Here is a 20337-nt window from a genome sequence, read left to right as displayed (position 1 = left end):
CCACAATAAATAGGGTAGATGTCTATTAAAAATCATTAAAAAAAAATCGCTTTCAAAGTTACGATAGTAGTATTGAAAAACATTTTACTCCAAGGTGCCCAAAATGAAATCAAGAATGATTACAACCACAGCAATCCTACTGGCGGCGATCGGTATTTTGACACCCCATCCAGTCTCAGCTCAACCAGCCACCGACAGTGGCACAAAACCGGGATTTTGGCAACCAGAAGCAAAGATAGATAATACTCGCAACATCACCCTCAGACTATTAAACGAGACTGGATTGAACCTAGAATACGGTCAGTCTGGTGTTGGTTTGTCATCCTTGCCGATCGGCAGTACAAAAAACGTCATGGTTCGTATCGGCAACCGCACCGGCGATATTGCCAATATTCCCATTAATGTCACAGGTGGAACCACCACTTTGAAATACGACTATAGCGTCGATTCCCAGAAAAACATCGTGACAGTTAGAATCACCACATCGGACGGGCGGACTAGGCAAGACCGGTCAATTTATATTGATGAAAAAGGACGAGTTTATTCGTTCTAGTTTATAGGTGTGGGCGGGTTTATTAAGATTGTTATTTTTGGGCGATTATGGTTGGTGAACCCTTCGACTACGCGGTTCCTGAGCGGAGTCGAAGGGCAGGGCATCGCCCGCCCCTACAGCATTGGTAAAATGTTAGATAAAATTTCTGGTAAAACATTGAATAAAATCCGTAGGGGCGGGTTCACAGATGAATTTTGCCACTCACAGATCATCTTCATAAACCCGCCCCCACCCAACTAATAACCCAGTTGTAGGTTGGTTTTCGTTCCTCACCCCAACCTACCGATTAGCTCTAATGGTGGAGCAAGTGCATTAAGCCTTCTACAGTAGGACCGATCGCACCTGCTGAAACTTCACCAACTGCTGTTTCGGCTGCGCATTGACTAGCATGAAGGGTGTTTTCAATAGCCTGACTTGCTCCCTCCACCGCATCGCCCCCGAATTCACCGTAAGCAGTCTCTGTGACCATTTCAGCTTGAACTTTACTTTGAGTCTCCGTCGAATTATGTTCCCACTTTTGAATTGTTTGGACAATCTCTAACCCAGCCCAAATTAACATTCCGAGCAAAACCGCACCAATCAAATATTCCATAGTTTTCTAGAGGATTGAGGTTGGCTATATCTAATTTAACGTAGCAATTGAAAACAGACAGGATCGAAAACATCCAAGTCGAGTTCGGATTTCCACCTCTTAGTCTGCGGAGGCAGACTTCGTATGTGTAGAAGCGGTTTCAACCGCCGAATTTCAACCACCGAATCCGATTCAAATGGCGATCGCATCAACCTTGCAAAGCCGCCAACAAACACAACAACAAAGCCTCCGTCCACTCCACTACAGCACCATAGGTATCACCAGTGTGACCCCCTAAACGGTGGTTAAACCAGGCTCCCGTCAAAATTCCGATCGCACTTCCCCCCAAAGCCATCCCCACCGCCAACAGCCACCGATCGCCCTGCAAGACAACTTGCAACACACTCAAACTCAGTAGCAGGAAGACTCCTGGGATAAAATCAAAAGGAGAATAAATCGATTCCTTGTGAAAAGCTCCCTTACCCTCGGCGCGGAGATAGGGATAGTGGGCGATCGCCACCAACTGGCCCCACCGCCCCCAACCAGCCACACCCATCAAAGCCAACCACCGATATTCATTCAAATCCGTCAGAGCAGCCGTTTTCAACAACAAGATTGCCACCGCAGCCATCGCCCCAAAAGCCCCTGTAACGCTGTCCCGCATCACCTCCAGCCGTCGCACGGGGTCTGGTACAGCCAGCCCGTCCGCCGCGTCCATAGCCCCGTCTAGGTGCAACCCCCCAGTCAGGGCAATACCTAAAACTACTACCAAGGCCGATCGAGTCAAAGCAGGCATCCCCAACAACTGCAACCCCAGATCCGCCAGTCCCAGCATCCCCCCAACCAACAGCCCGATTGCTGGTGCAAAGCGAGCAATACCCCGAAACTCCAAAGTCCAAGAAATCGGCACCGGCAAACAAGTATAAAAAGCGACCGCAGCAGCTATTGCAGCCCCCAAATTCCGGAAAAAGTCGATCGTTGAGCGAACCAACTGATTGTGCACCATAAAATAGAAATTTTTTCGCATTGTATGGAGTTGTGAATCCATTAGCGTATGCCAGAATTGGATCGGTAACACCCTTAGTTCCTTCGATCAGGCATTCATCCTGGCGACAGCTCTTTTCTTTAGAAAACTGCTACCGACAGCGCACCCGAAGAACTGCATCTACTGAAACTCAACTCAAGACAAGCGTTTCCTTTGTAGGAAAATCTAGTGAATTCTGTGATTTCCGACCAGGGGAACATACTACAACAGAGGCTTTTGCTCCATGAGTAATGACCAATTAAACAACAGGGTGGCTGCTCCTTGCATCATCGATACAGGCATTGTCGTCAACAAGCGCGATATCCAAAGATTGCTCTTCGATTTAGGACGTGTCCGCTACCTACACATGCAGGACGGCAAGATTTACAGTCAAGGCGAAGGGTATGTCCGGGAAGTATTCGCTAACCCCAATCGCTCTACTCTGATCGCCAACCGGGCTATTTATTTGAATGTTGATAGTTTTGATTATCTGGAACTGAAAAACTCCAAGGAAGAAGGTGCTTATTTTGACCTGATTCAAGAGGGACGACAGTTGCGGTTAATTCCTCTCTCGAATCCTTTGCAAGAGCAACTCAGCCGGAATTTAAATGCTGCTGCTTTAGATGCAGTCGTGGATCAGGTACTCTCAGGGAGCTGGGATTATCAATTAGATGAAGACGATTCGCCGTTTTAAAGGATCGTTGGCTAAGGCTAGGGTCAAAATTAGTTCGACTAAAGCTCAAGAACGTTTAAAATTGTTCGGATGCCCAATGCCCAATGCCCAATGCTCCATTCCTAATGTCCGAAAAATTTTCTTTTCAATCTCTTGCCCATTGCAGCCATACCCAAGCGCGTGCGGGAGTGTTTGTCACTCCCCACGGTGTGGTAGAAACGCCTAAGTTTATGCCCGTGGGAACCCTGGCTAATGTCAAAACTCTGACACCTGCACATCTTAAAGATGCTGGCTCTCAAATGGTTTTGGCTAATACTTATCACTTGCACTTACAGCCGGGGGAAGATATTGTTGCCGGAGCTGGTGGATTGCATAAATTCATGGCTTGGTCCGGGCCGATTCTGACTGATTCGGGTGGCTTTCAGGTGTTTAGCTTGAGCCAAATGCGTACTATTTCTGATGAGGGGGTGACTTTTCGTTCCCCCCGCGATGGTCGTATGATTAATTTGACACCGGAGCGATCGATCCAAATCCAAAATGAGTTGGGTGCGGATGTGATTATGGCCTTTGACGAGTGTCCCCCTTATCCAGCGACGCGACAGGAGGTGGAAGGGGCGACAGACAGGACTTACCGCTGGCTCAAACGCTGCATTGCTGCTCACTCGCGCCCGGATCAAGCTTTGTTTGGGATTGTGCAGGGGGGTGTTTACCCGGATTTGCGATCGCGATCGGCAAACCAGTTAGTAGATTTAGATTTACCAGGTTATGCGATCGGCGGTGTCAGCGTTGGGGAATCGGGGGATTTGATCGCAGAAATTGTGAAAGTGACAGCACCCCTGTTACCGGCACATAAGCCCCGTTATTTGATGGGAATTGGCACTTATCGGGAAATGGCCGTGGCGGTGTCCCATGGTGTAGATTTGTTTGACTGTGTGATTCCGACTCGGCTGGCTCGTCACGGGACGGCTTTGGTTGGGGGGGAACGCTGGAATTTGAAGAATGCTCGGTTTCGAGAGGATTTTACTCCTTTGGATGAGTCTTGTCCTTGTTATACTTGCCAAAATTTCAGTCGGGCTTATTTGAGTCATTTGGTGCGAGCTAAGGAACAACTAGGCCACACTCTGCTGGCGATTCACAACGTGACTGAGTTGATTCGCTTTACCGTTCGGATGCGGGAGGCGATTTTTGCCGATCGCTTTACAGAGGAGTTTGCTCACTGGCTGACACCTACGGTCGATCGAACATGATTGCCTTTGCTTAAGATATGCGACAATTATGAAAAATCTGTTGGATAGGTAGGTTGATTCATGGAAGCTGCATTACTTTTAGCCAAGCTGCCCGAAGCTTATGCGATCTTTGACCCTTTGATTAATGTTTTGCCGGTGATTCCTGTGTTTTTCTTGTTGCTGGCTTTTGTTTGGCAAGCGGCTGTCGGATTCAGATAATTCTGGTTTTATTAAAAGCAGGGGCAATTCCCCAATTGTCCCTGCTTTTAGCTGTTGAGTTTTTCGGTTGCTCTGGAATTATTTAACCGCACAAAGCGCAGAGAGAGCGCAGAGAAAGAGCCCAGAGGGATGAATGCTATGTTTAGCTGCCGATCGCCTTTTGGAATGCCGGTCTTTCTGCAATTCGCTTCATATAGTCTAAAAGCGCCGGATAAGCGCTGAGGTCTAGTTTTAGCATCATGGGAATATAGTTTAAAATCGAGCCCACTGCGGCATCGGCTACACCGAATTCATCGCCCATCAAAAACTGCTGTTTCTCGAAGATGTGATTGAGGGGTGTTAACAATTTGGGAGTTTCGCGATCGCGACTTGCTTCCACGAATATTCCCGGTCCTAGGGTAGCGTTAGCAAAGAGTACCCACTGCACGACTTGAGCTTGTTGCTCCAAATTCTCCGGCATTTTACCATATTTTTGAGCTAAATAGAGCAGAATTGCCCCAGATTCCCAAAGTTTAAAATCTCCATCAGCGATAGCCGGGACTTTTCCCATGGGGTTAATTTCGATAAAATCTGGCTGCAAGTGTGCTCCTGCTTGCATATCCAGCATCACGAATTCATAGGGCACGCCTATTTCTTCCAGATACCACTTGATAATTGAGGCTCGGCTGCGAGCTCCACCGTAAAGTTTCAGCACCGTTTTTTTCCTTTAACGAAATCTGATTTATTTTAGCATTTGTTATTGGTTATTTGTTATTGGTGTCGCTAATAACTAATGACCAATAACTGGCAATTCCGTCAAGTGTACAAATAAGATTCTGCTACCAATAAAAATCAAAATCGCTCCGCCCAACATCTCTATTTTATTTGCAAACAAATTTCCACACTTGTGTCCAATAAACACACCAGCAAACGCCAAAAAGAAAGTAATAAATCCTATAGCAGTCACCGCAGGAGCAATAGAATCTTTCAGAACAGCAAAGCCAATCCCCACGGCTAAAGCATCTATACTTGTCGCCACTGATAATCCGATTAAAGTACCCGTATCCAGGGGATTAAATTTCTTTTCTTCTCCGTCATTTTGTAGAGATTCATAAATCATTCTACCGCCAATGAAACTCAACAATCCGAAAGCTATCCAATGGTCAATTGCCGAAATTAAAAAGCTGAAACTCAGACCAATAAACCATCCGATTATTGGCATCAAAGCTTGAAAACCACCGAAAAATAAAGCAATTTTTAAAGCTTTATTGACTTTCATGTGTTTAATTGCTAAACCGCTGGAAACTGACACAGCAAAAGCATCTGCTGCTAGTCCCAAGGAAAGTAAGACGGTAGTGGCTGCATCCATTTTTGTGAACTGTTTGATGTTATGGGTAAAGTATTGCTCTTAATTTTTAACGGGGTCAAAAACCCGGTTTCTGCGTCAATCTCTCGGTTCGATGCATGATTTTTCGGAGAAACCGGGTTTTTTGCCTTAGTCCTAAACTTCTTTAACTTTACACTAAACTTTTCTGAAATTGCATTTTTCTCATAATTCATTCATTTTTCAATCACATTTATTTCATAATTTGCGGGATTGAAAAAAGTTGTACCAAGCTGTATTATAGGAAGAGTTATCAACTAGCATAATTGACGATGCCGGAATCTAAACCATACCAACCATTGTTGCTCAGGTTACTGCACGGGGTTAACGCTGCGATCGCCATTTTAGCAATCATCACCGCATTTCTGGTGTACAACACTTACGACGGGCGCTTCGGCAAAGTACCAGTGCCCCAGATTGCAGATATTATCGGGATTCATGGGACTTTTGGCAAGCTGTTAATTTTAGGCGTAATGCCGGCTTTTGCTTTGTACAGTTTCCACTGGGGCCAAAAACGCTTGGTACAGCCGGATTCTTTTGGGAAATTGACGCAATTCGGAAAACCGATTTGGTGGTACAGTTTGCATCGGATTGTGAATACGCTGATGTTGGTGGCGATGACTTTTTCGATCGCCTCTGGGAGTATGGTTAAGGAAGAATGGCTACCCGCTGGAGACTTGACGCAGGTTTGGTATTATTTGCACGCTTCGGGGTGGATAATATTAGTATTGTGTCTGGCAATGCACTTGTTGATGAGTGCAAAGGTGGGGGGGTTCCCGTTGATTTTGTCGATGTTTGATTTCACGAAGGTTAAGGGGAATAAAGCAGGGGAAGGGAAATAAAGCAGGGGGAAAATCAGGAAATTTGTTTGATATTTGAGGTTGCATTTGAGCTATGAAAAAAAATATTATTCTGATATTTGTGGAAATCTTGGTGATGGGAGGTTGGCTGTTTGCATTGGTTGCACCGCTGTTGTTTCCCTAACCAGGGGAATGATTTTTTTTGGGAATAATTTATTGCTCAATAAAACGGATGCAGCGAATCAGAGAAGGAGTCAAATCCTGGCTGCTAATCTATCCACTACATCCCTGGGCTAATGCGATGCTAAATTTCCGCTGATTTGAGAGTTAAAAATTATTGAATTTACAACTCTGTCAAACCTGAAAACTGATTCATTTAAAGAACTTTGTGAGTGTGTTCGTGTTGTTTTACATTGTCTTCAGTGCGAACAACGCGCTGGGTATTGAGAACTCTTTTGCGATCGAGGGAATAAGAAAAGTCGCTCCGAACTGTTCCCAAGGGGATGTGAGATTGAGCTTGGGGGCGGATTTTGTAAGTGCGGGCAGCGGCGATCGCCCGAAAGCCAAATTCTTCGCAAAACTGAGCCGATGTGGGGAATTCTGGCAGCATAGTGGGTGATTCGCCGTCGAGCACTGCTCCCAAAGTCGTCCCCCAAGCCCTTTGATAGGAGGTGGGAATTCCCTTGACAATTGCCTCCAAAGCTGCTGAGGGGATAGCTTCAATTACTTGTACTTCGAGAACTTCACCTTCTTCTTTGACGAAGCAGGTGGCCAAACCCACTACCACGTAGTCGTCGGTAGATAAATCGGGAGCGTTGGGATAAAGTGTTGCAGTCGCCATAAAAATCTTGTGAGTAGGAGTTAAAAACCTGGAGCGAAGGTCAAACCCCTGAGAGTGGATCGGACCTGTGTGTTGATAGTACCACATCAAGCTAGATGCCGGATGATTCGGCATGGATTCCCCGCAGCTACGACGTTTGCAGGGATACTTTTGACCACCACACTGCCTGCACCGATCGTGCTACCATCGCCGATGGTGACTCCGGGGCAAACGATACTACCGCCACCAATCCACACATTATTGCCGATATGAATCTCGCTAGCCAGTTCTCGGCCCGAAAGTCTAATTTCCGGGTCAGTGGGGTGGAAAGCAGTGTAAATTTGCACTTGTGGGCCACACAGTAAATTTTCGCCGATGTTAACTCGATTGCAATCGAGAATCACGCAACCAAAATTCATATATAAGCCATTTCCAGCATAAATATTACTGCCATAGTCGCAGTAGAAAGGGGGTTCAATTTCAACTTTCGGGCCGACGGCACCGCATAATTCGGTGAGAATTTCTAAGCGTTGGGATGCTTCGTCCTCGCGGGTAGCATTGTAAAGTCTGGTGAGACGGCGGGCTCGCTGGCGCTCACAAGTCAATTCCGCATCAGCCGCTAGATACAACTCGCCGGCTAGCATTTTCTGTTTTTCGGTTTTTGACATAGGATTTATGGCTTTTTCAAATCAAGGCTTTGATTGCAAACAAACAGCTAAATCTAAACTGGCTAATTGTTCAAAAGCTCGATTTATCGATCCTGTTCCCCTCAAAAAACCTGTGTTCCCACCAGGACAAATATACTGTAAAGTTTCCGGCGAAAAGCGATCGATAATCGACTTCACGCTGTTCATTTGTCGTGGCCAGTGAAAAGTTTTTGCCGTTCTCTGCGGTTGAGGTGCACCTTCTCGATTGGGGAGCAAGTGTCTGCCCGAAAACAGAACTCCGCCACTGCGAGTATCATAAAGACAGGACGAACCGGGAGAATGACCGGGAGTCCAAAATACAAAAGTGCGATCGCTCAGAGCAAATTCTCGCTCAAAAGCTGTCACTTGCAATCCTGGTAGCAAATAAGCTTCCTGCTCTTGAATCAGGATTTCGCAGCCTGTGGCTTCCTGAATCTCCCGCACCTTACCCATAGCGCCCCGGTGAGTCAGAAACAACAACCGGACACCGCCATATTCACGTAAAAATGTTTGGTTAATCTCATCCCAAGCCGGACAATCTACTAGAATGTTAGTTTGGTTTTCTACAATGAAGTAAGCTGTCCCACCAAGGGTGTCCCGGTTAGGTGGAAAAGCAAAGATATTGTCGAGCACGGGCTTGGGTTGTTTGGAAGCTAAAGTCTGTTGTTTCAAGGAAGTATCATAGTTAATGTGTCTGGAATTAATATTATGTTCTTTTTATGGTTGTTTGTATTGGGACTGTTCTCATACTTCTTATTGCACAACAGTATCCGTCGCATCACGCGAACTCCGGTATGGCTGCTGTGGCTGGTAATCATGGCACCCGCCCTGATTTGGACTGGTTGGCTGTTAGTTAACAGCCCTAGCAAAAGTTCACCGCCAGATTGGCTAATTATACCTTTTTTGGTTTGCCCTTTTTTGTATTGGTTTCTGGTACAGTTGGGGCGCAAGGAAATTACTAGCGAAACCGCCCAAACCACAGTTACTGATGGGACAGAACCTGCCAAATCCCAACAAAAACCTGCTTTACGCCCGATCGATCTAGAAGAAGAAGCTAGTTTGCGTGACTGTTTTCCTTGGTCTGTTTACTATTTGCGAGATTTAGAATTTCGACCCCAGGCCGTAATTTGTCGCGGACAGTTGCGGACTAACCCAGAAGCAGCTTACCACGCGATTCGGGAAAATGTCGAAAAGCATTTTGGCGATCGCTTTTTGGTAGTATTTCAAACAAGTTTCAGCGGTCAACCCTTTTTTGCCCTCGTCCCTAATCCTGAACGTAAATCTGCCGAAAGTCCTGTTAATAATCAACCTTTGAATCGACCATTTTTTGCTGTAGGTTTGCTCCTCATCACGCTATTTACCACAACGATAGTCGGTGCACAAATAGCAGGAATTACCGAAAAAGCTGTCCAATCTAATCCGTCAATGTTAATTAAGGGTTTACCCTATGCGACCGCTTTGATGGTTATTTTGGGGATTCACGAATCGGGACACTATTTAGCAGCAAAATTACATAAAATTAGAACTACTTTACCCTATTTTATTCCCGTGCCCTTTTTCTTGGGAACCTTTGGCGCTTTTATTCAAATTCGGAGTCCGATTCCCCACCGTAGAGCTTTATTTGATGTCGGTATTGCGGGGCCTTTGGCTGGTTTAGTGGCGACAGTGCCACTTTTAATTTGGGGTTTGTACCACTCGACAATTGTGCCTATTTCTAACAATTCAGGGATGTTAAATTTTGATTCTTTCAATCCCAATTTTTCTTTGATGATGACTCTCTTGAGTAAGTTAACCTTGGGTGGCGCTTTAAATTCGGAAACAGCAATTAATTTGCATCCGGTAGCAGTGGCTGGTTATTTGGGTTTGATCGTGACGGCGTTTAATTTGATGCCGGTGGGACAACTCGACGGCGGGCACATCGTCCACGCCATGTTTGGTCAGGGCGCAAGTATGGCGATCGGGCAATTTGCTAGACTTTCTATGTTGCTGCTGGCTTTTTTGGAACCGGGTTTGTTGTTGTGGGCGCTGATTTTGTTTTTGATGCCGCTAAACGATGAACCGGCCTTGAATGATGTGAGCGAATTAAATAATTGGCGTGATGGTTTGGGGTTGGTGGCGATGGGGCTATTATTGGCTATTCTGTTACCAGCACCTAGGGTATTGATTCAGTGGTTGAATGTTTAGTGACCGATATCTTACCTTTAATGAGGTTGAATTACTTAACCTTTTTAAGATTTATAATTTTTATAAAATAAATATTCATCAAATTAATATAATGTATTTTTATACAAAAAACAAGTAAAACTTTAAATTAATGTTGACAGTCTGGGAAGACCTATGCTAGATTTTTGTAAGGCTACAGTAAATTTACTGAAGTCCAGTGCAGCCCTAATGCAGCCCTAAGTGCGATCGACGAGATGGGATAGGTAAACTAATGCAGAAAAACATAATAACTAGAACTCATTACCAGTGAAAGTGCTGTGTAGATCTAGGTATCGGATTTTATGTTTAATTAGGTGAACGGACTTAGTAGTGAGGTAAATGAGAAAGTCGATGCCAGGAAATTCGCATTTCAAACTTAATCAAAGTTACCCTAATCCCCTGGGGTTAGCATCATCACCCCTGCCCTTTAATCAAATTTAAATTTAGCCATGAATCTTTTTATACTTTCTTCACGGAGTTTACTCTCAAGTGTATCCTGGGACCCGGTTTTTGAATTGGAAAATATTGTTTTACAAACCTGCAAAGCACAACTTTTGATTCCATCGTGTCGCGAGATTATCCAGTGGTCCTCATCTAAACTCCATCCATTACCCGATCGCATTATACGTAAAGTTGTCAAGTCTACTACAGGTTTCTATAAATTGGAACCTTTACCTGACTTGTCCAACCAGCCCAATGTTTTACTGCTCATAGGTATATCAGGAGCCGATCTGGAACTCCTCTCAAGTATACCAAAGTGGAGGGAACGTTTTGATGTTGTCATCGCTTATATTTTTGATTCTTGGTGTCCAGAAATTTATTCAAAAAATGTCTATCAATTAGACCATTTATTCGTAGCCCTTCCCGAAGTCATAGATGAACTTAAGCAAAAATTCAGTATCCCAGTCTCCCTAATCCCCTTTGCCGCTGATGTTCTCACTCAGGGTTCGTGTCAACAGAAGCGTTCCATAGACTTAACTAGCTTCGGGCGCATTCCCTCACATTACGATCGTGCTTTTTGCAATAAATTTAATCTACCTGGTTCCGAACAAATTTACTTTAAATCTACGCCCAGAACAGGAGAGGAATTTCCGAAATTGCCTTACGAAATGCGGAAAGACGAGCCAGATACTCTGATGCTATTTCACATTCTCAGACATAGCAAACTGACCTTGGCATTTGATACACTCTATCCTGGTATGCGTGCGTTTCCTTATTCGTTTATTACACTGCGTTGGTTTTACGGTGCTGCGACGGGGGGTGCGGTAGTTGGGAAGCGTCCAACAAGCCCTCTAATGGATGAGTTGCTGAATTGGGAAGATGCTACTATTGAGTTGCCCGATGACCCACAAAAAAGTGTGGAATTCATTGATGAACTGTTAGAGGACGAAGTGCGGCTGAATAAGATATACAAACGTAATTATGTTGAGAGTTTAGCCCGTCATGACTGGAGACATCGGATTCAGAGTATGCTGGAAACGGTGAAAATTCCCCTACCCCAGGGACTGCGAGAAGAATTATCACAAATGAAGAGAATTCATGACCAAATGGTCTGTAGATTTTAGATTTGGGATTTGAAATTAGAGAATTAATTGCACGAAGCGGGCGGCAAAACTACATTACTTGATGGTCATGTCAGAGTAAATTTTGTCAAAAATAAACAAATGGATTTGAAGACATTTTGAGTGAATTAGAGAGCGATATATTCACCTCATTTGACATAGATTCCTATGGATAAATAGGAAAACTAATCAATTGTAACAATACTTTGGTAGGATATACTCTGGCACTGACAGTCCCACATCTTAAAATAATCCCGAATCGACATGAGCCAGCATCCAGACCGCATTGCCCCTCATGGTGGCATCCTGGTCAACCGTATCGCCACCCTAGACCAAAGACAAGCATTTTTTGACAAAGCAGAAGCTTTGCCGCGAGTTCAGCTTTCGGATCGATCGATCTCTGACCTACAAATGATCGCCATCGGCGCCTTCAGTCCCCTGCAAGGGTTCATGAATGAGGCTGATTATCGATCGGTCGTTACCCAAATGCGCCTCTCCAACGGCCTCCCCTGGTCAGTACCAATCACCCTCTCAGTGAGCGAAGAAGTGGCAGCCACCCTGACAGAAGGGACTTTGGTCCGGCTAGACTCCCCCAACGGCGAGTTTGCCGGCGTACTGGAACTGACTGAAAAATATCGCTACAGCAAAGAAGAAGAAGCCATTAACGTCTACCGCACCGACGATCTCAAACATCCAGGTGTCCAAGTAATAGACAAGTCGGGTCCAGTGAATCTGGCAGGCCCAGTGTGGTTGCTGGAACGGGAACTAGACGCCCGCTTTCCCCAATACCAAATTGACCCGGTGAAATCGAGAATACTGTTCGCAGAAAAAGGATGGAAAACCATAGTGGGTTTCCAAACCCGAAACCCGATCCATCGCGCTCACGAATACATTCAAAAATGTGCTCTAGAAACTGTAGACGGCTTATTCTTGCACCCTTTGGTGGGGACGACTAAGGGCGATGATATTCCGGCGGATGTGCGGATGCGTTGCTACGAGATTCTGCTAGAAAAATACTATCCGCACGATCGCGTAATTTTAGCAATCAATCCCGCGGCGATGCGCTACGCTGGACCACGGGAAGCAATTTTTCACGCTTTGATTCGCAAAAACTATGGTTGTACTCACTTTATCGTGGGGCGCGATCATGCGGGGGTGGGCGATTACTATGGTACCTACGATGCTCAACACATTTTTGAGGAATTTGAGCCGGGAGAATTGGGAATTGTGCCGATGAAATTCGAGCACGCTTTCTATTGCAAAGTGACTGAACAAATGGCGACCACGAAAACCAGTCCTAGCACTCCCGAACAGCGGGTACATTTGTCGGGAACCAAAGTGCGGGAAATGTTGCGGGCTGGAAAATTACCACCCCCGCAGTTTTCTCGGCCAGAAGTTGCTGCGGAATTAGCAAAGGCGATGAATATTTTCAGCTATGAAATTTAAATCTTAAACCTTGTTGTTGGCGACACTTAGTCTTCGGCAGAGGAGTGAGATTATTAAGTAAGAGCACGACGATCGGGAATCATTAATGGGACTCAAGCGGCGGGAATTTTTGCAGCAAGCGGGCTGGGTGTTAGCAGCGCTGGGTATCAGCGAGGCTGGATGGGAACGGTTGGGCGATCGCTACTACCAGGCTCTAGCCCAGCCGACAGCCCGCAAATTGGCATTGTTAGTGGGCGTTGACAAATATCCAGGATCGGCGCTGCACGGCTGTGTCACCGATGTGGAATTGCAGCGGGAATTACTGGTATATCGGTTTGGGTTTGGGCCATCAGACATTCTGACGTTGACTGACTCTCAAGCTACCAGGGAAAATATCGAGACGGCTTTTGTCAGTCACTTGACTCAACAAGCTAAACCCGGAGACGTGGTGGTTTTTCACTTCAGTGGCTGCGGTAGCCGAGTCAGTTTGGGCGAGTCACCGACGGTAATGCAAAACAGTTTGGTGCCGGTAGATGATGTTGTGCCTGCTTTGGGAAACCGAGCGGTGAACGATATGTTAGAGGAAACACTGCTGCTGTTGATGCGATCGCTCCCAACAGAAAGTGCGATCGCCATTCTCGACACCAGCTACAGCTATCCCGGCGTAAATCCCACCGGCAACTTCCGCATTCGTTCCCGCCCCCGCCCCATAGTGGCGAGTCCAAGCATCGGCGAATTAGACTTACTCGATCGACTTAAATTAGTCAACAATCTCACTTCTAGCGGAGGCACCACACTCACCGCCGCCGCCCCTGGTCAACTCTCCGCCGAAATTCAGTGGAACGGGTTTACAGCGGGTTTATTTACTTACGCCCTCACGCAAACTTTGTGGTGGACAACTCCCGCCAGTAGCTTGCAAGTCAGTTTTAGCCGCGCCGCGGCCCAAGTCGAGCAAATCAGCGGCTTAACCCAGGAACCGCAAATTCGCCAGGACGATGTAAAAGCACCTGCGGGGATGTTTGCAACAGCGATGTTAAATTCCCCTACTGCTGACGGGGCAGTGTCTGCGGTAGAAGAGGGTAGCAAAACTGTCCAATTGTGGCTGGCCGGGTTGCCGCCAAAAATTTTAGAGTCCTGTGGCGCTTCTGTATTCAGCCCCGTTTCCTCAGAGGGCGCAAGGCTGTTACTGCTGCGACGTAACGGTCTTTCTGCTAAAGCCCAAGTCTTAGAATCGCCCATCTCAAACCAGGTGCAACTGACTGCGGGCGAATTAGTCAGAGAAGAAATTCGGGTTCTGCCCCGAAACATCAGTTTAACCGTAGCTTTGGACTCTGGTTTAGAACGCATCGAACGGGTGGACGCTACCAGCGCCTTTGCGACTGTGCCCCAAGTCTCGGCGGTAGCGGGAGACCAACCGGCGGACTATCGGTTTGGCAGAGTCCCAGAAACGACTTTAGCTCAAACTCCTGGGGTCTATGAGCCTGGTTTGTATCAAGGTCGTTACGGTTTGTTTTCTGTGGGTGAAACGCTGGTTCCGCATACTGAGGGTGATGGCGGAGAGGCCGTGAAAGTTGCGGTACAGCGATTGACTCCGCAGTTGAAAACGCTGCTGGCGATCAAGTTGCTGCGCCTGACGGCGAATGAGGGGTCTTCGCGTCTGAAGGTGCGGGCGATGCTATCAACTCTCGCGCCTCAAGCTATGACTGTGGCCGGGCGATCGCCCGTGCGAGGTGTCAGTGACGATGCACTATCATCGCTGAGGGGGGAAAGTGAGAAATCTGAAAGTTTAGGTATATTAAGTGTGAATTATGGGAGCCGGATTCAGTATCGATTGTATAACGATGGCGATCGCCCAGTTTACTTTATGATGTTTGGCTCGGATAGTTCAAGACGGCTGCTAGTATTGAATTCTGATGGGGAAACCAATGTGCCAAGACCGGTGCAGGCGATCGCCCCTGGTGCAAATTTGAGTGTACCCCAGGCAGGGGCGATCGGGTGGGAAGTATCTAGGGCGATCGGACTTAGTGAAACTTTTATTATATTTAGTGAGAAGCCCTTCGCTCGCACTCTGAGCGCTTTACAGGGAGGAATGCAGCAAGCCAGGGATGCCTTGCCAATTCGAGTATTGTTGAATCCTTTAAATGTGGCCAGGGCTGTATTGGAAGATTTGCACGCCGCCAGCATGACAGGGGTAGAAAAAGTGGGGATATCCACCGATGATATAGCCTTGGATGTGAATGTGTGGGCAACTCTGAGTTTTGTCTATCGGGTAGTTTAATGATTGCTGTTGATGGCATCAATTCAGGGCCATTCCCATCACTCTTCCTCTACCTCCCTTTCTCAATGCCGCCTAATTGCCCCAAACCGCAATAATTCTTTACAATTAAAAAGAGCATAACGGTTCTCAAGCGTGATGAGGTATGCCCAATGCCCTTCTTTGTGTCAACTTAAGCTCAAACCCACTCACAGATGGCTGTTTGACTATTAAACTTAGATCCCCCCTAGCCCCCCTTAAGAAGGGGGGGACAAGAACTTACTCAAAGTCCCCCTTCTTAAGGCGGAAGAACTTACTCACAGTCACCCTTCACCCATCCCCCATCCCCCATCCCCCTATGGGGCAGGGGGGGGTGGGGATGCGAGGAGGATCTAGACTTGTCGTAAAACCCATATTTCCCAAACGTTTGGGCCTTAAGTTGACACCAATGCCCAATGCCCTTTAACTTAAAAAACATCCCTTAAAAAATGCCTGTAAACCAACTTTCTGCAACCCCATCCCCCCTCCAAACAGCGGAATTAGACTACGATATCGCCATCGTCGGAGGCGGCATAGTCGGCGCAACCTTAGCCTGCGCCCTCAAAGATTCCGGCTTAAAAATCGCAATAATAGAAACCCAACTCCCCGCAGCCGCAGCAGCCAAAAAACAAGCTTACGCAGTCACCTTGCTGTCAGGAATGATTTTAGAAGGCATTGGCGTGTGGGAACAAATCTTGCCACAAATTACCACCTTCGAGCAAATTAGCCTCTGCGACGGCGACTATCCCGGAATTGTAGAATTCCACCGCCCAGACTTGGGAAACACAGGCAAATTACCCGTACCAAAAGCCGCTTTAGGCTATGTGGGCGAGCACCGAGTCATGCTGTCAGCTTTGCAGGAATCCTTGGCAAAAAACCCGAATTTCAGTTGGGTTTGTCCGGCGGAAGTATTGCAAGTAAAATATTTAAATAATTGCGCTGAAATTGAACTCAAACAAAACGGTGAAACTCGGACAATTCGCACCAAATTATTAGTTGCTGCTGACGGTTCGCGATCGCGCATTCGGACATCCGCCAACATCGGCACTCGCGGCTGGAAATACTGGCAATCCTGCGTTGCTATTACTATTAAAACTGAAAAACCCCACAACGATATTGCTTTCGAGCGCTTTTGGCCCAGTGGCCCGATGGGAGTCTTACCATTACCAGGGAACCGTTGTCAAGTAGTTTGGACTGCGCCCCACGCGGAAGCAAAAGCTTTGCAGTCCATGGATGAAACAGAGTTTTTAGCTTTGTTGAAACAGCGCACGGGCGGGCTGTTAGGGCGCTTGGAATTGGAGAGCGATCGCTTTTTGTTTCCGGTACAGTTAATGCAGAGCGATCGCTACGTATTGCCCAGATTAGCATTAATTGGCGACGCAGCCCACTGTTGCCATCCTGTGGGCGGACAAGGCTTAAATATGGGCATTCGAGACGCAGGGGCGATCGCCCAAATCTTGCAACAAGCCCACCAAAAAGGCGAAGACATCGGCGATTTGCGAGTATTGAAAAGGTATCACAACTGGCGCAAAAAAGAGAATTTAATCGTGTTAGGATTTACAGATTTCTTAGATAGGTTATTTTCTAATACTTGGCTGCCAATTGTCGCATTTCGCCGCTTCGGATTGTGGTGTTTGCGAACAATTCCCCCAGTTAGGTTTGTAGCATTGCGCTTAATGACCGGCTTAATGGGGCGGCCGCCGGAATTATCGCAAAATTAGTTTATTTCATACTGTAGGGGCGGGTTTTACCAACCATAATCGCCTGAAACAAACAATCTCGAAAACCCGCCCCCACCCAACGATAAATCATCATGTAAATTTTGGCGATGGGATGCAAATTTCAGGTTGATGTGGGCGATCGGTGGTGTGGGGGCGGGTTTATTTAGATGGTTGGTAATTGTTATGTATTGTTGGTGAACCCGCCCCTACAAAATATCGTACAACCCAACGATAAATCATCATGTAAATTTTGGCGATGGGATGCAAATTTCAGGTTGATGTGGGCGATCGGTGGTGTGGGGGCGGGTTTATTTAGATGGTTGGTAATTGTTATGTATTGTTGGTGAACCCGCCCCTACAAAATATCGTACAATACCATCAAAGAAACCGGGTTTTTTCCTGGATATTTGCAATGTTACGAATTTTGTCGCAAAAACGCGGTATAATGCTCAGCTCGAACCCTGCCCTGACAGCAGTAGACAAACCATGCAACCCGAACAAGAACAAGAGATTCTCAACCTGCGCGATCGCCAATTAACGCCCAAACAAAATAATTTAGCAGTTGCCTATAGTAACAAAATCAGAGGAGGGAAAGCTGAGAATATCGAAATGGCGATCGCGTATTACACTCCTTACAAAATTGTCTAGCATCCGATAATCCCTTTAATCTGCTCTACAAGCTGTGACACCAATCCCAAGGACATAGCAACAGTCCCTAACTGTGCTGCTATTGCAGCCGCTATGGATTCAAGTGTTGCACCAGTCATAATCATCTGTACGATTGTGGTTACCAGAAATACCATTGTAACTGCACTAGCTGGAACCAAAACTACTAGCCCTCCGACCATTGCTGTTACTGCGCCAACAATAAGCATAGATTCAATTGGATTAGGGCTGTGGCATAGTGTCGCGAATAAACCTATTGCTGTCAAGTTATTAAATTGTAAAAAAGGTAAAAAAATAGTCATTTTGAATGTCCCTCCAAAATTATTTATTAAAAATAATAATACCTAGCCTCCAAGTTTAGCAACCCTTAGTTAACTAATAGATAAAACGAGCATAGTGCCTGACTGTACTGTACGGAACTTCGGAGCGATCGGCAACATCCTTGAGCGTCCATCCCTTTTCATCAGCAAACTCTCGGATTCGGAACCTAACTAATCCCATTTTACCTATTGACAAACGATAAGTATCTATCTTTTTAATTCAAACACAATTGTCGATCGACAGTTAAAGACTATTTTGTCGGGTGCGTTGCTGTGAGAAGTTCGATCGCACTTAAAGATATCCGATAGCGACGCACCCTACGGTACTCGCGCACGATCGAAGAAACCGGGTTTTTACGATTTCTATCAACAGTAACGAAATATCTCCAAAAAACCCGGTTTCTGGCAACCCCATCAAAAACAAAACAACTGCTAACAGCCAAAACTGTCAACAGTTGTTTTACATATTCAATGCGGATGGCGAGACTCGAACTCGCAAGGACATAATGCCACACGCACCTCAAGCGTGCGCGTATACCAATTCCGCCACATCCGCTCTTTCCGGCACTCCCTAGGACTTTTAGCGTTACGAGTTAAAGATGCACAGGCTGAGGTTCCTGACTTTTAACTGGCAACTTGCCCTTTTCGACCACCGATTTAAAATCATAGCACCATTATCAGTAAATTGTAAAATAAATTTTTGTTAAGAATTTATGGGAAACCATTATCCAGAAGATACCGAAAGGGATTATTCTACAGAATATATGTGAGTGAATAAGCACCGAAGATGGGGTTCTCGAAAATTTTAATCGCTAATCGCGGAGAAATCGCGCTCCGCATACTACGCACCTGCGAGGAAATGGGGATTGCCACGGTCGCCGTTCACTCCACTGTAGATAAACACGCCTTGCACGTCCAGTTGGCAGACGAAGCCGTTTGCATCGGCCCCCCCACCAGCAGCAAAAGCTATTTAAACATCCCCAACATCATCGCCGCAGCCCTGACGCGCAATGCCGCAGCGATTCACCCTGGCTATGGTTTTCTCGCCGAAAATGCCCGATTTGCCGAAATCTGCGCCGATCATCAAATTACGTTCATTGGTCCTAGTCCTGCTGCGATGCGGGCGATGGGTGACAAATCCACGGCTAAAGAAACTATGCAGCGGGTGAAAGTCCCCACTGTTCCCGGTAGCGAAGGATTGCTGGCGGATGAAAAGGAAGCTTTGTCGATCGCCCGTGAAATCGGCTATCCTGTGATGATCAAAGCCACAGCCGGCGGTGGAGGCCGTGGCATGAGGCTAGTCAGAGAAGCATCCGAACTCCCCAAACTATTCTCAGCAGCCCAAGGCGAAGCCGATGCAGCCTTCGGGAATCCGGGACTTTACCTAGAAAAATTCATCGAAAAACCCCGGCACATCGAAATCCAAATCCTCGCCGACAACTACGGTAACGTCATCCACCTCGGCGAAAGAGATTGTTCGATTCAGCGCCGGCACCAAAAACTCCTGGAAGAAGCCCCCAGCCCCGCCCTCAGCCAGAAATTGCGAGATCAAATGGGTCACGCCGCCATTGCCGCGGCCAAATCTATCAACTACACGGGTGCAGGAACAGTGGAATTTTTGCTTGACAAATCGGGCAAGTTCTACTTCATGGAAATGAACACCCGGATTCAGGTAGAACATACCGTGACGGAGATGATTACAGGCCTTGACTTGATCGCGGAACAAATTCGGATCGCCCAAGGAGAAAAACTGCAAATCAAGCAAAACCAAGTAATCCTTAGCGGCCATGCGATCGAGTGTCGGATTAATGCCGAAGACCCCGATCGCAACTTCCGACCCCATCCGGGCATAATCACAGGCTTTTTGCCTCCCGGCGGCCCTGGGGTGCGGATGGACTCCCACGTTTACACTGATTATGAAATACCGGCTTACTATGATTCTTTAATTGGTAAGTTGATAGTCTGGGGGCGCGATCGACCTTCAGCCATTCGCAGGATGAAACGAGCACTGCGGGAATGTGCGATTACCGGTGTTCCCACCACCCTCAGTTTCCACCAAAAAATCCTCGACAGCCCGGAATTTCTCAGGGGCGAAGTTTACACCAATTTCGTGGAACAATTCATGGGCCAGTAGTCATTCGTCATTAGTCATTAGTCATTAGTCATTAGTCATTTGTCATTAGTCATTAGTCAGCAGTCATTAGTCATTCGTC

At 46.6% G+C, this 20337-nt stretch carries 21 protein-coding genes, 1 tRNA gene and 1 pseudogene; 12 read left to right on the top strand and 11 right to left on the bottom strand.

The annotated features are described in order from the left end of the window. Positions 1 to 103 precede the first annotated feature (103 nt). Complete coding sequence (locus P2A85_RS08620; protein ID WP_377478711.1) at positions 104 to 553, top strand: hypothetical protein; 450 nt, start codon at positions 104 to 106, stop codon at positions 551 to 553. A 292-nt stretch (positions 554 to 845) separates the two neighbouring features. Here the strand turns inward: P2A85_RS08620 and P2A85_RS08615 are convergent, their stop codons facing one another. After that, positions 846 to 1145 carry a hypothetical protein gene (locus P2A85_RS08615; protein WP_377478710.1) on the bottom strand — a complete coding sequence of 100 codons (300 nt, stop codon included), beginning with the start codon at positions 1143 to 1145 and terminating at the stop codon, positions 846 to 848. 187 nt (positions 1146 to 1332) lie between these two features. Further along, positions 1333 to 2130, bottom strand: a complete 798-nt coding sequence (gene cobS, locus P2A85_RS08610) for an adenosylcobinamide-GDP ribazoletransferase (protein ID WP_377481380.1) — start codon at positions 2128 to 2130, stop codon at positions 1333 to 1335. Positions 2131 to 2392: 262 nt separating this feature from the next. Between cobS and P2A85_RS08605 the strand changes: the two genes are divergently transcribed. The 3 genes from P2A85_RS08605 to P2A85_RS08595 all read left to right on the top strand — a co-directional run bounded on the left by P2A85_RS08605 (position 2393) and on the right by P2A85_RS08595 (position 4266). Then, positions 2393 to 2842, top strand: coding sequence for a hypothetical protein (locus tag P2A85_RS08605; protein WP_377478708.1), 450 nt, complete (start codon positions 2393 to 2395; stop codon positions 2840 to 2842). A 104-nt stretch (positions 2843 to 2946) separates the two neighbouring features. Further along, the gene (gene tgt, locus P2A85_RS08600) at positions 2947 to 4068 is read left to right on the top strand and encodes a tRNA guanosine(34) transglycosylase Tgt (RefSeq protein ID WP_341731654.1); all 1122 of its coding nucleotides are present in this window, start codon (positions 2947 to 2949) and stop codon (positions 4066 to 4068) included. A 60-nt stretch (positions 4069 to 4128) separates the two neighbouring features. After that, the gene (locus tag P2A85_RS08595) at positions 4129 to 4266 is read left to right on the top strand and encodes a photosystem II reaction center protein K (RefSeq protein ID WP_293149949.1); all 138 of its coding nucleotides are present in this window, start codon (positions 4129 to 4131) and stop codon (positions 4264 to 4266) included. Between the two features lie 142 nt (positions 4267 to 4408). Here the strand turns inward: P2A85_RS08595 and P2A85_RS08590 are convergent, their stop codons facing one another. Both P2A85_RS08590 and P2A85_RS08585 read right to left on the bottom strand, forming a co-directional pair. Then, positions 4409 to 4960: a glutathione S-transferase family protein gene (locus tag P2A85_RS08590; RefSeq protein ID WP_377478706.1), complete on the bottom strand. Its 552-nt coding sequence runs from the start codon at positions 4958 to 4960 to the stop codon at positions 4409 to 4411. A gap of 75 nt (positions 4961 to 5035) precedes the next feature. Then, positions 5036 to 5614 carry a manganese efflux pump MntP family protein gene (locus tag P2A85_RS08585; protein WP_377478704.1) on the bottom strand — a complete coding sequence of 193 codons (579 nt, stop codon included), beginning with the start codon at positions 5612 to 5614 and terminating at the stop codon, positions 5036 to 5038. Between the two features lie 287 nt (positions 5615 to 5901). Between P2A85_RS08585 and P2A85_RS08580 the strand changes: the two genes are divergently transcribed. Further along, the gene (locus P2A85_RS08580; protein WP_377478702.1) at positions 5902 to 6471 is read left to right on the top strand and encodes a cytochrome b/b6 domain-containing protein; all 570 of its coding nucleotides are present in this window, start codon (positions 5902 to 5904) and stop codon (positions 6469 to 6471) included. A gap of 334 nt (positions 6472 to 6805) precedes the next feature. On the opposite strand, the gene P2A85_RS08575 is transcribed toward P2A85_RS08580, so the two are convergent. The 3 genes from P2A85_RS08575 to P2A85_RS08565 form a co-directional block, all read right to left on the bottom strand. Further along, positions 6806 to 7270 carry a hypothetical protein gene (locus tag P2A85_RS08575; protein WP_371114532.1) on the bottom strand — a complete coding sequence of 155 codons (465 nt, stop codon included), beginning with the start codon at positions 7268 to 7270 and terminating at the stop codon, positions 6806 to 6808. An 86-nt stretch (positions 7271 to 7356) separates the two neighbouring features. Continuing rightward, positions 7357 to 7917, bottom strand: a complete 561-nt coding sequence (locus P2A85_RS08570) for a sugar O-acetyltransferase (protein WP_377478700.1) — start codon at positions 7915 to 7917, stop codon at positions 7357 to 7359. 21 nt (positions 7918 to 7938) lie between these two features. Continuing rightward, complete coding sequence (locus tag P2A85_RS08565) at positions 7939 to 8607, bottom strand: MBL fold metallo-hydrolase (RefSeq protein WP_377478698.1); 669 nt, start codon at positions 8605 to 8607, stop codon at positions 7939 to 7941. A 33-nt stretch (positions 8608 to 8640) separates the two neighbouring features. Here P2A85_RS08565 and P2A85_RS08560 point away from each other — a divergent pair, with 33 nt between their 5' ends. The 6 genes from P2A85_RS08560 (at position 8641) to P2A85_RS08535 (ending at position 17786) form a co-directional block, all read left to right on the top strand. Further along, a complete protein-coding gene (locus P2A85_RS08560) occupies positions 8641 to 10119 on the top strand; it encodes a site-2 protease family protein (RefSeq protein WP_377481378.1) in 1479 nt (492 codons plus the stop codon). 533 nt (positions 10120 to 10652) lie between these two features. Then, positions 10653 to 11702, top strand: coding sequence for a glycosyltransferase (locus P2A85_RS08555; RefSeq protein ID WP_377478696.1), 1050 nt, complete (start codon positions 10653 to 10655; stop codon positions 11700 to 11702). A 261-nt stretch (positions 11703 to 11963) separates the two neighbouring features. Then, a complete protein-coding gene (gene sat / locus P2A85_RS08550; protein WP_377478694.1) occupies positions 11964 to 13145 on the top strand; it encodes a sulfate adenylyltransferase in 1182 nt (393 codons plus the stop codon). Positions 13146 to 13230: 85 nt separating this feature from the next. Beyond that, positions 13231 to 15402 carry a caspase domain-containing protein gene (locus tag P2A85_RS08545; protein WP_377478692.1) on the top strand — a complete coding sequence of 724 codons (2172 nt, stop codon included), beginning with the start codon at positions 13231 to 13233 and terminating at the stop codon, positions 15400 to 15402. Positions 15403 to 15866: 464 nt separating this feature from the next. Continuing rightward, positions 15867 to 17138 carry an FAD-dependent hydroxylase gene (locus P2A85_RS08540; RefSeq protein WP_377478690.1) on the top strand — a complete coding sequence of 424 codons (1272 nt, stop codon included), beginning with the start codon at positions 15867 to 15869 and terminating at the stop codon, positions 17136 to 17138. A gap of 486 nt (positions 17139 to 17624) precedes the next feature. After that, positions 17625 to 17786 carry a hypothetical protein gene (locus tag P2A85_RS08535; RefSeq protein ID WP_341731666.1) on the top strand — a complete coding sequence of 54 codons (162 nt, stop codon included), beginning with the start codon at positions 17625 to 17627 and terminating at the stop codon, positions 17784 to 17786. Here the strand turns inward: P2A85_RS08535 and P2A85_RS08530 are convergent. From P2A85_RS08530 to P2A85_RS08515, 4 genes and pseudogenes are all read right to left on the bottom strand, one after another. Then, on the bottom strand, positions 17783 to 18013 hold the full coding sequence (locus P2A85_RS08530) for a hypothetical protein (RefSeq protein ID WP_377478688.1): 231 nt from the start codon (positions 18011 to 18013) through the stop codon (positions 17783 to 17785). The two genes, P2A85_RS08535 and P2A85_RS08530, sit on opposite strands and share 4 nt — an antisense overlap. Positions 18014 to 18191: 178 nt before the next feature. Continuing rightward, positions 18192 to 18305, bottom strand: a pseudogene (locus P2A85_RS08525) (helix-turn-helix domain-containing protein); the annotation flags it as partial. A gap of 70 nt (positions 18306 to 18375) precedes the next feature. Further along, positions 18376 to 18576: a hypothetical protein gene (locus tag P2A85_RS08520; protein ID WP_377478686.1), complete on the bottom strand. Its 201-nt coding sequence runs from the start codon at positions 18574 to 18576 to the stop codon at positions 18376 to 18378. Between the two features lie 20 nt (positions 18577 to 18596). Continuing rightward, positions 18597 to 18680 (bottom strand) — tRNA-Leu (locus P2A85_RS08515). A gap of 231 nt (positions 18681 to 18911) precedes the next feature. Between P2A85_RS08515 and accC the strand changes: the two genes are divergently transcribed. Then, the gene (gene accC, locus P2A85_RS08510) at positions 18912 to 20258 is read left to right on the top strand and encodes an acetyl-CoA carboxylase biotin carboxylase subunit (protein ID WP_377478684.1); all 1347 of its coding nucleotides are present in this window, start codon (positions 18912 to 18914) and stop codon (positions 20256 to 20258) included. Positions 20259 to 20337 lie beyond the last annotated feature (79 nt).

The organism is Microcoleus anatoxicus, from assembly GCF_042465725.1.
Lineage (GTDB): Bacteria > Cyanobacteriota > Cyanobacteriia > Cyanobacteriales > Microcoleaceae > Microcoleus > Microcoleus anatoxicus.
The sequence above is the reverse complement of the archived record's forward strand: the minus strand, read 5'-3'. Positions and strand labels throughout refer to the sequence as shown.

Bases quoted from the DNA above. Each gene is read 5' to 3' on its own strand.
- P2A85_RS08620 (WP_377478711.1), top strand. From the start codon at position 104: ATGAAATCAAGAATGATTACAACCACAGCAATCCTACTGGCGGCGATC.
- P2A85_RS08615 (WP_377478710.1), bottom strand. From the start codon at position 1,145: ATGGAATATTTGATTGGTGCGGTTTTGCTCGGAATGTTAATTTGGGCT.
- cobS (WP_377481380.1), bottom strand. From the start codon at position 2,130: ATGGTGCACAATCAGTTGGTTCGCTCAACGATCGACTTTTTCCGGAAT.
- P2A85_RS08605 (WP_377478708.1), top strand. From the start codon at position 2,393: ATGAGTAATGACCAATTAAACAACAGGGTGGCTGCTCCTTGCATCATC.
- tgt (WP_341731654.1), top strand. From the start codon at position 2,947: ATGTCCGAAAAATTTTCTTTTCAATCTCTTGCCCATTGCAGCCATACC.
- P2A85_RS08595 (WP_293149949.1), top strand. From the start codon at position 4,129: ATGGAAGCTGCATTACTTTTAGCCAAGCTGCCCGAAGCTTATGCGATC.
- P2A85_RS08585 (WP_377478704.1), bottom strand. From the start codon at position 5,614: ATGGATGCAGCCACTACCGTCTTACTTTCCTTGGGACTAGCAGCAGAT.
- P2A85_RS08580 (WP_377478702.1), top strand. From the start codon at position 5,902: ATGCCGGAATCTAAACCATACCAACCATTGTTGCTCAGGTTACTGCAC.
- P2A85_RS08575 (WP_371114532.1), bottom strand. From the start codon at position 7,270: ATGGCGACTGCAACACTTTATCCCAACGCTCCCGATTTATCTACCGAC.
- P2A85_RS08570 (WP_377478700.1), bottom strand. From the start codon at position 7,917: ATGTCAAAAACCGAAAAACAGAAAATGCTAGCCGGCGAGTTGTATCTA.
- sat (WP_377478694.1), top strand. From the start codon at position 11,964: ATGAGCCAGCATCCAGACCGCATTGCCCCTCATGGTGGCATCCTGGTC.
- P2A85_RS08545 (WP_377478692.1), top strand. From the start codon at position 13,231: ATGGGACTCAAGCGGCGGGAATTTTTGCAGCAAGCGGGCTGGGTGTTA.
- P2A85_RS08540 (WP_377478690.1), top strand. From the start codon at position 15,867: ATGCCTGTAAACCAACTTTCTGCAACCCCATCCCCCCTCCAAACAGCG.
- P2A85_RS08535 (WP_341731666.1), top strand. From the start codon at position 17,625: ATGCAACCCGAACAAGAACAAGAGATTCTCAACCTGCGCGATCGCCAA.
- P2A85_RS08530 (WP_377478688.1), bottom strand. From the start codon at position 18,013: ATGCTTATTGTTGGCGCAGTAACAGCAATGGTCGGAGGGCTAGTAGTT.
- accC (WP_377478684.1), top strand. From the start codon at position 18,912: ATGGGGTTCTCGAAAATTTTAATCGCTAATCGCGGAGAAATCGCGCTC.